The 13,527-nt window shown below is 61.6% G+C and carries 12 protein-coding genes; 3 read left to right on the forward strand and 9 right to left on the reverse strand.

Annotation, left to right across the window (positions count from 1 at the left end; all coding sequences use genetic code 11):
- Positions 1 to 201: 201 nt before the first annotated feature.
- The 4 genes from lpdA to pdhA are packed head-to-tail and all read right to left on the reverse strand — an operon-like array spanning position 202 to position 5,000.
- Complete coding sequence (lpdA, locus tag DK926_RS25730) at positions 202 to 1,569, reverse strand: dihydrolipoyl dehydrogenase (RefSeq protein WP_114332757.1); 1,368 nt, start codon at positions 1,567 to 1,569, stop codon at positions 202 to 204.
- Complete coding sequence (locus DK926_RS25735) at positions 1,566 to 2,885, reverse strand: dihydrolipoamide acetyltransferase family protein (RefSeq protein ID WP_114332758.1); 1,320 nt, start codon at positions 2,883 to 2,885, stop codon at positions 1,566 to 1,568. Before DK926_RS25735 ends, lpdA begins: the two co-directional genes overlap by 4 nt.
- Positions 2,882 to 3,886, reverse strand: a complete 1,005-nt coding sequence (locus DK926_RS25740; protein ID WP_114332759.1) for an alpha-ketoacid dehydrogenase subunit beta — start codon at positions 3,884 to 3,886, stop codon at positions 2,882 to 2,884. The genes DK926_RS25735 and DK926_RS25740 overlap by 4 nt, the downstream gene beginning before the upstream one ends.
- A 1-nt stretch (position 3,887) precedes the next feature.
- Positions 3,888 to 5,000 (reverse strand): pyruvate dehydrogenase (acetyl-transferring) E1 component subunit alpha, encoded by a 1,113-nt coding sequence (gene pdhA / locus DK926_RS25745; protein WP_114332760.1) that lies wholly within the window; start codon positions 4,998 to 5,000, stop codon positions 3,888 to 3,890.
- A 172-nt stretch (positions 5,001 to 5,172) separates the two neighbouring features.
- Here pdhA and DK926_RS25750 point away from each other — a divergent pair, with 172 nt between their 5' ends.
- A complete protein-coding gene (locus tag DK926_RS25750) occupies positions 5,173 to 5,631 on the forward strand; it encodes an Lrp/AsnC family transcriptional regulator (RefSeq protein ID WP_114332761.1) in 459 nt (152 codons plus the stop codon).
- Positions 5,632 to 6,009: 378 nt separating this feature from the next.
- Here the strand turns inward: DK926_RS25750 and DK926_RS25760 are convergent, their stop codons facing one another.
- The 5 genes from DK926_RS25760 to DK926_RS25780 are packed head-to-tail and all read right to left on the reverse strand — an operon-like array spanning position 6,010 to position 11,607.
- Positions 6,010 to 6,384, reverse strand: coding sequence for a DUF202 domain-containing protein (locus DK926_RS25760; RefSeq protein WP_114332763.1), 375 nt, complete (start codon positions 6,382 to 6,384; stop codon positions 6,010 to 6,012).
- A complete protein-coding gene (locus DK926_RS25765) occupies positions 6,384 to 7,781 on the reverse strand; it encodes an FAD-linked oxidase C-terminal domain-containing protein (RefSeq protein ID WP_114332764.1) in 1,398 nt (465 codons plus the stop codon). Before DK926_RS25765 ends, DK926_RS25760 begins: the two co-directional genes overlap by 1 nt.
- Positions 7,778 to 8,788, reverse strand: a complete 1,011-nt coding sequence (locus DK926_RS25770) for a formylglycine-generating enzyme family protein (protein ID WP_114332765.1) — start codon at positions 8,786 to 8,788, stop codon at positions 7,778 to 7,780. Before DK926_RS25770 ends, DK926_RS25765 begins: the two co-directional genes overlap by 4 nt.
- Positions 8,785 to 10,137, reverse strand: coding sequence for an MFS transporter (locus tag DK926_RS25775; protein WP_207890919.1), 1,353 nt, complete (start codon positions 10,135 to 10,137; stop codon positions 8,785 to 8,787). Before DK926_RS25775 ends, DK926_RS25770 begins: the two co-directional genes overlap by 4 nt.
- A 39-nt stretch (positions 10,138 to 10,176) precedes the next feature.
- Positions 10,177 to 11,607 carry a sulfatase-like hydrolase/transferase gene (locus tag DK926_RS25780; protein WP_114332766.1) on the reverse strand — a complete coding sequence of 477 codons (1,431 nt, stop codon included), beginning with the start codon at positions 11,605 to 11,607 and terminating at the stop codon, positions 10,177 to 10,179.
- 136 nt (positions 11,608 to 11,743) lie between these two features.
- Here DK926_RS25780 and DK926_RS26520 point away from each other — a divergent pair, with 136 nt between their 5' ends.
- Together DK926_RS26520 and DK926_RS25795 are read left to right on the forward strand one after the other, a co-directional pair.
- Positions 11,744 to 12,664 (forward strand): LysR family transcriptional regulator, encoded by a 921-nt coding sequence (locus tag DK926_RS26520; RefSeq protein ID WP_165839670.1) that lies wholly within the window; start codon positions 11,744 to 11,746, stop codon positions 12,662 to 12,664.
- Positions 12,665 to 12,802: 138 nt separating this feature from the next.
- Positions 12,803 to 13,303 (forward strand): hypothetical protein, encoded by a 501-nt coding sequence (locus DK926_RS25795; protein ID WP_207890920.1) that lies wholly within the window; start codon positions 12,803 to 12,805, stop codon positions 13,301 to 13,303.
- Positions 13,304 to 13,527: the final 224 nt, after the last annotated feature.

Here is a 13,527-nt window from a genome sequence, read left to right on the forward strand (position 1 = left end):
GCGCGTGATCTTCTAGTAATACCACTCGGACCAGAAGGACGGTGTCGCAGCAGCCGGCGGGGTGGACGCAGTGCTGTCGAACACCTTCGCGAACCCGTACACCCCTGTGCCGGTGAGTAGTTCGTAAACCGATCATGCATCGATGCACAGATGCCCCGTAGTCCTCGCCGGATTACGGGGCATCTCGCTTCGGTCATCCCGTCAGGAATGGGCGTGCAGTGGTCTTCCCGAAAGGGCCATCATCGCCTCGCCCAGGGCCTCGTTCTGCGTCGGATGCGCGTGTACGAAGGCCCCCACCTCCGACGGCAGCGCTTCCCACGCCACGGCCATCTGCGCCTCGCCGATCAGTTCACCGGCTCGGTCGCCGACGATGTGAACACCGACTACGGGTCCGTCGTCACGGGCCCGAATTACCTTGACGCCGCCTGCGGTACCGAGGATCCGGCTCTTGCCGTTACCGCCGAGGTCGTACACGAGCGAGGTGACGCTACCATGCTTTGCTTCGGCATCTTTCTCGGTCAGCCCGACGGACGCGACCTCTGGGTGTGAATACGTGACGCGCGGAATTCGGTCGCCGTCGATCCGGGCGGGAGACTTACCCGCCAGATGCTCGGCTACGAACATGCCGTGCTGAAATCCGCGGTGTGCCAGCTGATATCCCGGAACAATGTCGCCGACGGCGTACACGCCGGGTACCGATGTCATCAAGTTGTCGTCGACGGTCACGAAACCGCGATCGGTGATGATGCCGACTTCGGCTAGGCCGATGTTGTCGGTGCGTGGACCCCGGCCGACAGCGACCAGAACGACGTCAGTGTTCACAGTCTCGCCGCTGGAGAGCGTCACGGCTACGGAGTCAGCCGATTCCTGCACCGCTTCGACCTTGGTTCCGACACGAATGTCCATGCCGCGCTTCTTCAATGCACGAACCATCTGCTTGGACGCCCATTCGTCTTCACCGGGGAGGATGCGATCGAGCGCCTCGACGATGATCACCTTGGATCCGAACGATGCCCAAATGCTGGCGAATTCGACACCGATGACGCCGCCGCCGAGTACGACGACCGTCTCGGGCACCCGATCCAACGCGAGCGCCTGCTCGCTGGTCATGACCCTATTGCCGATCTCGATGCCGGGGAGGGTGCGAGAGAACGAACCGGTGGCAAGTACGACAGACCTTCCGGTGATGCGGCGCCCGTCGACCTCGACGGTGTTCTTGTCGATAAGACGCCCCGTGCCGCTGACGATCTCGATCTTCGGGCGCTTCAATAGCCCTTTGAGGCCGGTGTACAACGATGCGACGACCCCCTGCTGATATTTCACGGCAGCAGCGGCGTCGACACCGCCCAACGACGCGCTCACCCCGACGTGTTCCGCGCCGCGAACAGCGTCGGCGACTTCGGCTGTGTGCAACAGTGCTTTCGTGGGGATGCATCCGCGATGCAAGCAGGTGCCGCCGAGCTTGTCCGCTTCGATCAGAACGACCGACAGTCCGAGTTGCTCTGCGCGGAGTGCGCAGGAGTAACCGCCGGAACCGCCGCCGAGAATAACGATATCGACATCACTCATCGAGCACCTCCCAGCGCGAGAACAGGGTTCTCGATGTAATCGGCCACGGTACGAAGGAAGCCGCCGGCCACTCCGCCGTCGCAGACGCGGTGATCGAATGCGATCGACAATTGCGTGACCTTGCGGACGGTGAGTTGTCCTTCGACGACCCAGGGGCGATCGATGATGCGTCCGATACCCAGAATGACGGCTTCGGGGTGGTTGATGATCGCGGCGGAACCGTCGACACCGAAAACGCCGTAATTGTTCAGCGTGAACGTGCCACCGGACAACCGGGCAGCCGGAATGGACCCGGTGCGAGCCAACTCCGTCGTCTCGGCCAGACGCTCTGCAAGCTCACGAAGGTCATTGCGATTGGCCTGAGAGATCACGGGGACCATGAGTCCGCGGTCGGTCTGTGCAGCGATGCCGAGATGAATGTCCTCGTAGCGGAGAATTTCACCGGCTGCGGTGTCGACCGTGCTGTTGAGCTCTGGATATTTCTGTAGAGCGATGATCGTCAGTTTGGCCAGGACTGCCAGCAGCGAGATCTTGACCCCGTCGATCGATGCATCGAGGTCTCGACGCGCCTGCAGCAGCGCGGTGGCGTCGACGTCGACCCACACGGTTGCCTCGGGAATCTCGGCCCGGCTACGAGAAAGTTTGTCGGCGATGGCTTTTCGGATACCGGTGAGGGGAATTCGCGTGATCCCACCGGTGGTCGGAGTAGCGGCGGGAGCGACCGAAGTTCCCTCGAGTGCTCGCTCGACATCGGCGCGCGTGATCACACCGTGCCCGCCGGAAGCATCGATGCCCTCGAGCTCCAGACCGCCGTCGAGCGCGAGTTTGCGCACGATCGGCGAGAGGACCTTCACCGCGTCGCCGGTCGACGCGGGCTGCGCTGATGTGGTCTGCATTTGCGCTGCAGGGGCTTTCGACTCCGTCTCACGGGGCCGGTCGTGTCCGGCGCGGCGACGTCGCCCCGTGGGCCCGTGGCCCGTTCCGTAGCCGATCAGCACATTGCCCGAGCCGGCGCGTTCTTCCTCACGGTACTGCTCGTGTGCTGCAGGGGCGCCGTCGGCCGTATCGGCAACGGCGGCACCGGTAACGGTGATCAGAGGCTTGCCGACGAGCATGACATCGCCCTCGGCGCCGTGGAGTTCACCGACGACGCCTTCGAAGGGGCAAGGAACCTCGACCGAAGCTTTGGCCGTTTCGACCTCGACAATGACCTGGTCGATGGCGACGGTGTCGCCGGATGCGACTTTCCACTCGACGATCACGGCGTCGGTGAGGCCCTCGCCGAGGTCTGGCAGATTGAATACCTGGGCGGTCATGCCGGTACCGCCTTGCTGAGATCGGGGGTGTCGTTCCACTGCAGTCGGTCGATGACGTCGAGGACGCGGTCGGCGGAGGGCAAATGGAAGTGCTCGAGCTTGGGTGCAGGGTAGGGGATGTCGAGTCCACTGACGCGCAGCACGGGGGCGTGCAGGTGATGGAAGTTGCGTTCCTGTACCCGAAAGGCGATTTCCGCGCCGACGCCCGCGAACGACTGGGCTTCCTGGACGACGACGCAGCGGCCGGTCTTGCGGACCGACCGTGCGACGGTCTCGTCGTCGAACGGGTTGAGTGAGCGCAAGTCGACGACCTCGACGCTGCGGCCGTCCTCGGCTGCGTATTCGGCTGCCTGCACGGCGACGGACACGGTCGGTCCGTAGGCGAGGAGAGTCACGTCCGTGCCCTGCCGGCGTACGACTGCGGTGCCGATGGGTTCGGTGCCAACGAGTTCGATGTCGGCCTTGGAGAAGTACAGGCGCTTGGGTTCGAGGAACACTACCGGATCCGGGTCGGCGATAGCATCGCGCATCATCGAGTACGCGTCGGCGACGGTGGAGGGGGAGACCACCTTCAGGCCCGGTGTGTGGGCGTAGTACGCCTCGCTCGAATCGCAGTGGTGCTCGACGCCGCCGATGCCGCCGGCGAAGGGAATGCGGATCACCATGGGCGCGGTCAGTGATCCGCGGGTTCTATTCCGCAATTTGGCTACATGCGAGACGATCTGTTCGAAGGCGGGGTAGGCGAAGGCGTCGAACTGCATTTCGACGACGGGCTTGTAACCCGACATCGCCATGCCGATCGCGAAACCTATGATTCCGGACTCGGCGAGGGGTGTGTCGAAGCAGCGTTCTTCGCCGAAGTCGCGCGTCAGTCCATCGGTCACGCGGAATACGCCGCCGAGTGTTCCGACGTCTTCGCCGAAGACGACGACCTTCTCGTCTGCGGTCAGTGCGTCGCGCAGGGCGGAGTTGAGTGCCCCGGCCATGGTCATCGTGGTCATGTCAGTTCTCCTCGGCTGCGATTTCGGCAGCAACCTGGTCGCGCTGTTCGATCAAATTCGGTGTGGGTGTGGAGTACACGAATCGAAACAGGTCTTCGGGATCGACTTGCTGTTCGACGTTCATGCCGGCGCGGAGGGCTGCGGCGTCGGCGTCGGCGGATTCGGTGTACTGCGTACGCAATTCATCGGTGAGAACACCGCGTGATTCGAGGTAGGCGTCGAGACGGACCATCGGATCGCGGGCCAGCCAGCCCTCGACCTCGTCGGCCTTGCGGTAGCGAGTCGCGTCGTCAGCGTTGGTGTGCGCGTCCATGCGGTAGGTGTGTGCCTCCACGACGACCGGGCCTTTACCGGCACGCACGTAGGCCACGGCCTCGTCCATGACGCTCATCATCGCGACCGGGTCGTTTCCGTCGACCTGCTCGCTACCGATTCCGTAACCGACTCCCTTGTGGGACAACGAGGGTGCTGCAGTCTGACGAGCGAGCGGCACGCTGATCGCGAAGCCGTTGTTCTGGACGAGGAAGATGACCGGTGCCTTGAAGACGGCCGCGAAGTTGAGCGCTTCGTGGAAGTCGCCCTCACTGGTCGCGCCGTCGCCGCAGAACGCGAGAGCGACGGTGTCGCGCCCCTGCTTCTGCTCTGCGTAAGCAAAGCCCGTTGCGTGCAGCAACTGTGTCGCGAGAGGAGTGCACTGGGGAGCGACGCGGTACTGCTTGGGGTCGTAGCCGCAGTGCCAGTAACCGGCGAGCATGCCGAGCAGCTCCACCTGATCGACACCGCGCGCGGCCAGTGCCATGGAGTCCCGGTACGTCGGAAACATCCAGTCCGACTCGCCCAGACACATCGCCGCGGCGATCTGACATGCTTCCTGGCCGCGCGCCGACGGGTATACCGCGAGTCGCCCCTGTTTCGTCAATGCAGTTGCCTGCTGGTCGAATCGGCGACCGTTCACCATGGTGCGGTACATCTCGAGCAGTCGTTCGTCCGACGGGCGAGCGTAGCGTGCGGCACTGTCGACGGCCTTGCCGTCGGCACCTAGGTACTGGACTGGTACATCGGCAGGCATGAAGCGCTGATAAGCAGCATCTGCCGTGGTCTCGATGGTCGTCATGATCGAACTCTCCTTGACTCAACTTGTAATCCGATTCTGCACGCTTAGACGCAAAATTCTGCTCAGGTAACGACTGTCGTGGACGATTGGCGCAGTTTGGCGTCTAAAATGTCGTCATGTCCACGAGGATGTGAGACACAGACGCAATCGATGGACAAATGGCGGGGTTTTTATGAGAAACGAGCTGGACGACGTGGATCGCCGGATCCTCACCGAATTGACCGTCGACGGACGGTTGTCGATGCGAGTGCTGGCCGACCGGGTGCATGTCTCGCGAGCCCATGCCTACAACCGGCTTGAGCGATTGAAAAGCGCGGGAGTCATAGAGCGCTTCACGGTGCGAATCAATCACTCGGCGTCTGGGCTCGACACTTCTGCGTTCGTTGCTCTGTCGATCCGGCAGGACTCGTGGCGGTCTGTTTCGGAAGCGCTACGCGCGATGAAATTCGTGGACCACTTCAGTCTGCTGGGCGGTGATTTCGACGTTCTTGTTCTCGTGCGAGCTCCAGATAACGAAACGTTGCGGCGCGTAGTGCTCGAAGGGCTACAAAGCCTCGACGGTGTCCGATCGACACGCACGTGGCTCATTTTCGACGAGGACAGGGGCGGTCTCGACGAGACCACGGCGTAACCGTCGAACCTTGCACTGCGAAGCCACTGGGTCCCAAGGTCAGCTAGCTAGCCACGACGAACGCGAACGCAATGACTCCGAGTGCAGCGGTCGACGTCGTGACAAGAAGCTGCAACAACCCGCTTGGGCGATACCCGGGGGAGCTCGGAACAGTTAATGACCTTACGATCGCGAGGTGCCGACGGTGTAGAGAGAACAGGCTCAGTGCACACGGAACAAGCAGGAGGGCACCGACGATCAGTGCCGACGGTCCTAGAATCGCTTCCAACAATCGGGCAGACACCAGCGCGCCCGCAGCGAGAGACAAAACGGTCCGCCGCCAGGCCAGCGACGTACGTTCGGGCTGTAAGCCGGCGTCGTAGTATGTGGTGCGTTCGTTCACGCCAGCAGCACACCCGCGCCGACGGCGAGTCCGATCGAAACCAACGCCAAAGCCAACGGTGTCGTCCCGGATGCCGCCGGCAACGGCTCGCCCTGACGCATGGCCCGTTCAGCCCGAAACCAGGTGAACCACGCGTGCAATGCACCCACCGTCCCCGTCGCGACCAGCGCGATCGACACTGCAGCGCGTAGAAGGGGAGCGATGTCCAGGGGCAAGGCCTTGATTGCAACACCCCCTGCCAGAAGGGCAAGCGCAGTCCGAATCCATGCCAAGAACGTTCGCTCGTTGGCGAAAGAGAATCGAGGATCAGGCTCCTCCCCGGTCGAGTAGAGACTTCGCGGGAAACGCTCGGCGACGGCTCGATTCTTCATCACGCCATTGCTTCGTTACAAATGTGCATGACCTTGCCCGGGTTCAACAAACCGTGCGGATCGAGAAGCCGCTTGATGTTGGATTGAAGTTCAGCTGCGATAGGGTCCAGTTCGCGGCTCAACAGGTCGACTTTCAACAGCCCCACCCCGTGTTCGCCGGTGATCGTGCCACCGAGCTGCAACGCCTTGTCGGCGATATCGTCGAAAGCGCGGTGCGCGAGGTCCAATGTTTCGGGACGAGTCGGATCGACGATGACGGTCGGATGGAGATTGCCATCCCCTGCGTGACCGACGACGCCGATGGTCACCCCTAGTTTGGCTGCCGATTCTTCGATGTAGTCGATCATTTCGGCCAACGCCGAGATTGGGACGCACACATCGTCGACCAGGGGGGAGCCCATCGTTTCCAGCGCGGGATAAGACAAACGACGAAATGCGACGAGTTGCTCGGCCTCGTGCTCGTCGTCCGCGACGACGATGTCGAACCCACCGGCGTCAGCGCACCGCGCCGCCATGTCCTCGAGTTCATGCGCTGCCGCGTGCCCTGTGTCCGACTGCGCGATGAGGAGAGCACCGGCCGCGTCGTCGATTCCCATACGCGCATGCTTCTCGAGCGCCCTGAGAACCGTTCGATCCATGAGTTCGAGCAGGCTCGGCGTAATGCCTGCCGCACGTATGGAAGCCACCGCTCGGCCGGCAGCCGTAGCGTCGGGAAAGGATGCTGCCATCGTGAGGGGAGTCGGAGGGGTTGGATCGAGCGACACTGTGGCTTCAGTGATGATTCCCAGGGTGCCCTCGGACCCGATGAACAATTCTGTCAGATTCAGGCCGGCAACGCCTTTGACGGTCTTTCGGCCCAGTGCCGCCGCCCGCCCGTCGGGCAAAACGACCCGCAGGCCGCGCACGAAGCGTTGCGTGACACCGTATTTCACACAACAGAGGCCGCCTGCATTCGTGGCGATATTGCCGCCGATGGTCGATGACTCCCAGCTCGACGGGTCTGGCTTGTACGTCAATCCCGCCTCTGCCGCAGCGAGCTTCAACTCGCGATTGGTCACACCGGGTTGCACTACCGCAATGCGGTTGACTGCGTCGATTGCGATGACACGGTTCATCTTGCGGGTGTTGAGGACGATACAGTCACGAACGGCGTTGGCCGCACCCGACAGACCCGTGAGCGCCCCCTGGGGTACCAGCGGTACACCGAACGCTGCGGCGATCTCCATGGTCGTCTGGACATCTGACTCCGACGTCGGGAGGACGGCGGCCATCGGTGGGTGAGATTCGCAAAGTGCAGCGGAATCGTGTTGATAGCTCGCGAGCAGGTCCGGGTCGGTAACCACGCTTTTCGCGGGCAAGCACCGAATAAGTTCAGCAATAATTGCGTGGCCGGTCATGATGCTCCTGGCTTGTCGTTCGTTTGAGAGTCGTTGCTGGACCGGGTAGTCAGGTCAGCGACGGTTCTGAATCCACAGTTGCTGGTTGCGGAGTCCGGAGGGGCGAAGCTCCGAGCCGCAACACGGTACCGGTTGCAGTACGAATCGTGGCACAAGAACGATCCGCCGCGTAGGACACGCCCCCGGCCCAGTTTAGGACCCTGCGGGTCGCTCGTAGGTGAGGTCCGATAGTACTTCGGTAGATACCAGTCGTGGCACCATTCCCACACGTTACCGCCCGTTTCGTACAATCCGAATCCGTTGGGCGGATACGATTTCACTGCGACAGTACCGGTGAACGAGCTACCTGAGTCGTGCCGATTCGGGAAGTCCCCACGCCAGATGTTGCAGGGCAGCACAGTCGCCGACATATCCAGCTCGTTGCCCCAACTGTACCGTGCCCCTTGAATGCCGCCGCGCGCCGCATATTCCCATTCGGCTTCCGTCGGCAGCCGTCGTCCGGCCCAGTCACAGTACGCATTCGCGTCCGACCACGAAATGTGTACGACTGGATGGTTCGGGATGTCCTGCCACTGCGATCGTGGACCTCGTGGATGCGACCAGTCTGCGCCGCGAACCTCGAGCCACCACGGCGCCCCGGGCATCCAGCCGACGACGTCGTCATCGGATGCAGACACGAGCAAGTGGAACACCGCGGATGCGCCGAACCGCTCGGACTCGGTGCGGTAACCGGTCTCGCGGACGAACGCAGCATAATCCTGGTTCGTCACCGTTGTTGCATCGATGTCGAACGATGAAACGCGGACTGTGTGTACCGGGAGTTCGCCATCAGCAGCGTAGCCTTCCGCCCATGCATCTCCCATCTCGAAAGCTCCAGACGGGAGCCTGATCTCGTCGCGCGCTGCGGCCGGTGCCGATGAGCTCGTCGTGGGTCCCTCGGGTGTGAAAATGGGCAACCCCGTGCTGCGCCCAGGAGCGCAGCACGGGGAACGGTGCTCGTTCGTCATGCGTCGAGGTTTACCTTGTCGACGTGTCCGCGTGTCTCCGGCGTCGCACTGGACGGCTTTCGGAACGACGCGGTAGTCGCACGAAGGTACAGCAAGGACGTCAGAGTGACGACACCACCGATAGTGAGGTACAGCGATACGCTCCACGAATTCCCGTCGGACGCACGCATCAGAACGCTGGCGAGGAAGGGCGCCAGACCGCCTCCGAGTACCGCACCGAGCGAGTATCCGAGCGACACGCCGCTGTAGGCCACTTTGGTGGGGAACAGCTCGACGAGGAACGCAGCGAGGGGTCCGAACAGTGCCGACGATCCGATGAAACCGATGATCATTCCAGTGAGGACGAGCGCGCGGTCCGCGGTGTCGAGGAGGGCGAACAGAATGAACGGGTACACCGCGAGGAACGCCGCCCCAGCGATCATCACCTTCATTCGTCCGAGCAGATCGGACAGACGAGCGAAAAAGAGCATCGAGACCATCATCGCGACCGCTCCGATGAGTGTTCCCCTGAGCATGAATTCCCTGGGAAGCTCTAGGTACTCGGTTCCGTACGCCAGGCTGTAGGTCAATAGAACCCAGATGAAGGCATTGAATCCCAGGTTGACGCCGATTGCAGAAAGCACTAGACGCCAGGATTTCTTAATGACTTCGAGCATCGGCGCCTTGACTGCATGGGCGGAACCGCCCGCCTTCTTGAACTCTGGACTCTCGGAGACGGTGGCACGAATGATCAGTCCGACGCCCAGGAGAATAAAGCTGATGAGAAAGGGAATGCGCCAGCCCCAGTCGAGAAAGCTGTCACCGGTCGCTGCGATCGTGACAGTCATGACGCCGGCGGCCAGGAGCGTGCCGCCGGGGCTACCCAGAAATGCCCAGGATCCGTACCAGCCGCGGCGGTTTTCTGGTGCATGTTCGACGGCCATCAGAACTGCGCCGCCCTGCTCGCCGCCGTGAAAGATGCCCTGCAGCAAACGAAGAACCACAAGCAAGATAGGCGCCAGAACGCCCACCTGAGCGTGTGTCGGTAGCGCGCCCATCAGTGTCGTGCAGCCGCCAGCACCCATCAAAGAAATAATAAGGAGTTTCTTGCGGCCTATTCTGTCGCCGAAGTGACCGAACACGATCGCGCCGAACGGCCGGGCAAGGAATCCGACGGCGAGCGAGGCGAACGACAGAACAATGCCCAGGGACGTCGGGACGTTCGAGAAAAACACCTGACTGAATACGAGCGCCGAGGCGACGCCGTAGATTTGGAAATCGTACGCCTCGATGGCAGTACCCACTGCGCTACCGGTGGCCGCTTTACGAACCATGGCCATCTGGGGTTTGGGGATAGCATGAGTTGACATTGGATGCCTTCGGTCGGTTGGGGGTTGTCGTCAGTTACGTCAAACGCCACTGGTCGGCGAGTACACCATGAGCGGTTTTTCGAGAACTTTGGCTACGCCGCCGTACGCCTCGACACGTTGATCCTGAGAGATTCGGACTTCGGTGTCGACTGCCTCCGGGTCACAGATCTCGAACATCGCCTTCTTGCATTCAGCCAGAATCTCGCTGAATTCGGGAGTTGCCGCAAGATCATGCGATTCGGTGGGATCTGCGTCGAGATCGTAGAGCTGTTCCGGGAACCCCACGCAGTAGATGTACTTCCAGTTGCGCAGACGAATCATGAACAAACCCGAGTGGGAATTGGCCGAATGGTACTCGGAAAATACTGCACGGTCGACCCTTTCCCGCGCAGTAGCAAGTTCGCGCAAGGAACGGCCCGGCAACGTCGAGTCGGCATCGTTTGCAGGGAGATCGAGAACGTCGATCACAGTGGGAAAGACATCTACCAGCGAGGCCGGGGTCGAACAAACCCCGGTAGGGATTCCCGGTCCAGAGAGCACCATCGGAATACGCACGGACATTTCACCCATGGTCCCCTTGAACCACAGGCCGTCGGTGCCCAGCAGCTCACCATGATCAGACACGTACAAGACAATGGTGTTGTCGAGCTGCCCGCTGTCACGCAGAGCGTCCAGCACGATACCCACCTGGGCATCCATGAAAGAAACCAGGCCGTAGTATGCCCGAATCGCGTCTTTCGTCTCCTGGTCCGACAGCGGTACGTCGAGTCCGCAAGCTGCGCGATAGATGTCGACGGCGGGATGCCGATTCCACTCGTCCACGGCGCCTCGTGTGGGAACTGGAAGCGAGTCCGCGTCGTAAAGATCGAGAAACTCCTCAGGAACAAGGAAGGGGTAGTGCGGGGTCACGAAGGACACCTTGCACAACCACGACTTGTCGCTGCCCGCCGCATCGTGCAACCAGCGCGATGCTTCCTGCGCCACGGTCCGATCGAAAACGCTGTAATCCGACTCCTCGGCGCGCACGTCTTGGACCGCGTGGCGAAGCTGCACAGCTGGCGGCTGACGATCGCGTAGCGCGTGGAAGAGATCGCCCACACCCCCTCTGACGTGTAGAGGCACCCTTTGATCGGAGAACCCGGTTGCATCCTCGACGGCCCGGTAGTGAAGCTTCCCGATAGTTGTGGCGGTGATACCCGCGGCTTCTGCTCGGTGGCCCCAACTAGGGGCCTCCGTGCCCAGGTAGGGTGAGGCGTTGTCGTAATTGGCCGTCTCATGTACGTAACGCCCGGTGGCCATGGAAGCCCGTGACGGAACGCAAATCGGTGAATTGCAGTAGGCAGCATCGAAAACGGTGCCTGCAGATGCAAGGCCGTCCAAGTTCGGAGTGTGAACTACCTCGTTACCGTATGCGCCGTACGCGGCAGGTGTGTGCTGATCCGACATGAGGATCAAAAAATTGGTCGTCATTGCTGGTCTTTCCTGTAGGCCTCAGCATGATTACCGACCTTTCGGTCGGTCGGTGTGGCCTACGTTACAAACCGACGACCATAAAATCGAATTATCTCTATCTATGAACCCTATAGAATCGAGCTATACTGGTTGGGTGGACAGACGCCAGTTGGAGTACTTTTTGACGGTTGCACACCACGGGAGCGTCACCCGGGCTGCAGAACGTCTACACATCACCCAGCCGACCTTGTCCGTTGCTATTCGGGGTTTGGAAAAAGAGATTGGCGGTGCGCTCTTCGAAAGAAGACCAAATGGTTTAGTGCTTACCATTGCAGGACGCGCGCTCGTCGACCCAGCACGACGAGCCGTTCGCGAGTTCGAGGTCGCGCTCGACACCACCAGGGCCGCGCTCGGAGTAGGCGGGGGTCATATCATCGTTGGCGCCGTTCCTGCAGTCACCGCCGGATGGCTGACCGGCGTGCTTGTTGGTTTTCGGTGCGCTCACCCCGCAGTTGCCGTAAAGGTATTTGACGATGCCGACGATCGTCGCATCGTCGCCGGTGTGCTTTCCGGTCGTTTCGACTTCGGCCTCGTAGTCTCGGACGTCGCTGACCCTGGTGTAGTAGCGACGCGGGTGGGAAGTCAACGAATGGTCGCTCTACTGCCCCCGAACACCACTGATGGGGGCAAACCCGTAAGTGTCGAGGAGCTTGCCGACATGGAACTCATCACGATGCACCGGGAAAAATCATCATCACGACGATGGTTCGAAAAGACACTGGGCGAGCAGTCGATTCAACCGAAGATTCACATTGAAATGGACAGTGTCACAGCAATATTGCCGTTGGTGTTATCCGGTACGGGCTACGCCCTGTGGTGGACTCCCATGACAAGCTCGATGATCGGGCGCTGCGTGATCAGGCCGATCGCCAACGGTCTGACCCGGCCGATCTACGTGGTCAGCAGAAAGGGAGCTCATTCCCCCTCCATCGAAGCGTTTGCCAAAATTGCCGCAATGAGGGAACCGGTCGATTCAGAAACACCGTTGACACATGGGGAACGGTCAGGGAGGTAGCTGTATTTTCCGCCTCATCTGCGTCGAAACACCAGTTCAGCGCAGTGTTAGCTTCGTAGAGGTGTCGGTGGCCTGCGCTTAGCTCCACACATAGACGCCCGACCCGCCCGAATGCCTGCGGTAGGCAAACCAACGACGGTGGCATTGGATGTGGAGCCTGAGATCCCGTCGGCCGTGGCCAAGCGGATCGCGAAAGCCGTCGAATTCTCGCGGTACGGGGGGCGGGTCGCACCTACGCTGCGGGATGGTGTCGGTTCGTCGGCTGGTCCGACCGCGAAGGGGATGCGGCGTTTGCCGGCGCACCCGGTCACAGTCGCCGCGTACCTCGTCGACGCCGCTGGCACCCGCGCCGAGACGGGGGAGCGGGCCTACGCCGTCGCCACCATCGGCACCTGGCTCGCGGCAATCAACCATCAACACCGCACCACCTGCCACCTGCCGCCGTCCGCACACGAGCCCGTAACCGTGACGCTGGCCGGAATCCGTCGGTCGGGAGTACACCGTCGCAGGGGACCGGCCCCGCACCGCAACCCGCGGTACCCGTTGTTGGTCGACGACATCAAGGTCCTCGTCACAACCGCTCGCGAACGGTGCGGGTTCTGGGCCGACGAGGTGCTCGAGCGGATCGAGTTGGTTTAGGACCCGCTGAAGTCGAGGTAAAGTTCCCCGAGCTCGATTTAGAATTCGGCGAACACGAACCCGTGCCCACCGCTGTGAGGCGCCCATCTCTATGCGAACCTAGCCTCGGGCTTTCACCGCTTTGAGGAACACCCGTGCGTGAATGCCGAAGAAGGGTGCTCCGACCTGCGATAATTCGACTTGTCGAAGGTTGAATACACGCAGAAGCCAGGAGCACCCTTCAG

The organism is Rhodococcus sp. Eu-32, from assembly GCF_003336925.1.
Classification (GTDB): domain Bacteria; phylum Actinomycetota; class Actinomycetes; order Mycobacteriales; family Mycobacteriaceae; genus Rhodococcoides; species Rhodococcoides kyotonensis_B.

Bases quoted from the DNA above. Each gene is read 5' to 3' on its own strand.
- lpdA (WP_114332757.1), bottom strand. From the start codon at position 1,569: ATGAGTGATGTCGATATCGTTATTCTCGGCGGCGGTTCCGGCGGTTAC.
- DK926_RS25735 (WP_114332758.1), bottom strand. From the start codon at position 2,885: ATGACCGCCCAGGTATTCAATCTGCCAGACCTCGGCGAGGGCCTCACC.
- DK926_RS25740 (WP_114332759.1), bottom strand. From the start codon at position 3,886: ATGACCACGATGACCATGGCCGGGGCACTCAACTCCGCCCTGCGCGAC.
- pdhA (WP_114332760.1), bottom strand. From the start codon at position 5,000: ATGACGACCATCGAGACCACGGCAGATGCTGCTTATCAGCGCTTCATG.
- DK926_RS25750 (WP_114332761.1), top strand. From the start codon at position 5,173: ATGAGAAACGAGCTGGACGACGTGGATCGCCGGATCCTCACCGAATTG.
- DK926_RS25760 (WP_114332763.1), bottom strand. From the start codon at position 6,384: ATGAAGAATCGAGCCGTCGCCGAGCGTTTCCCGCGAAGTCTCTACTCG.
- DK926_RS25765 (WP_114332764.1), bottom strand. From the start codon at position 7,781: ATGACCGGCCACGCAATTATTGCTGAACTTATTCGGTGCTTGCCCGCG.
- DK926_RS25770 (WP_114332765.1), bottom strand. From the start codon at position 8,788: ATGACGAACGAGCACCGTTCCCCGTGCTGCGCTCCTGGGCGCAGCACG.
- DK926_RS25775 (WP_207890919.1), bottom strand. From the start codon at position 10,137: ATGTCAACTCATGCTATCCCCAAACCCCAGATGGCCATGGTTCGTAAA.
- DK926_RS25780 (WP_114332766.1), bottom strand. From the start codon at position 11,607: ATGACGACCAATTTTTTGATCCTCATGTCGGATCAGCACACACCTGCC.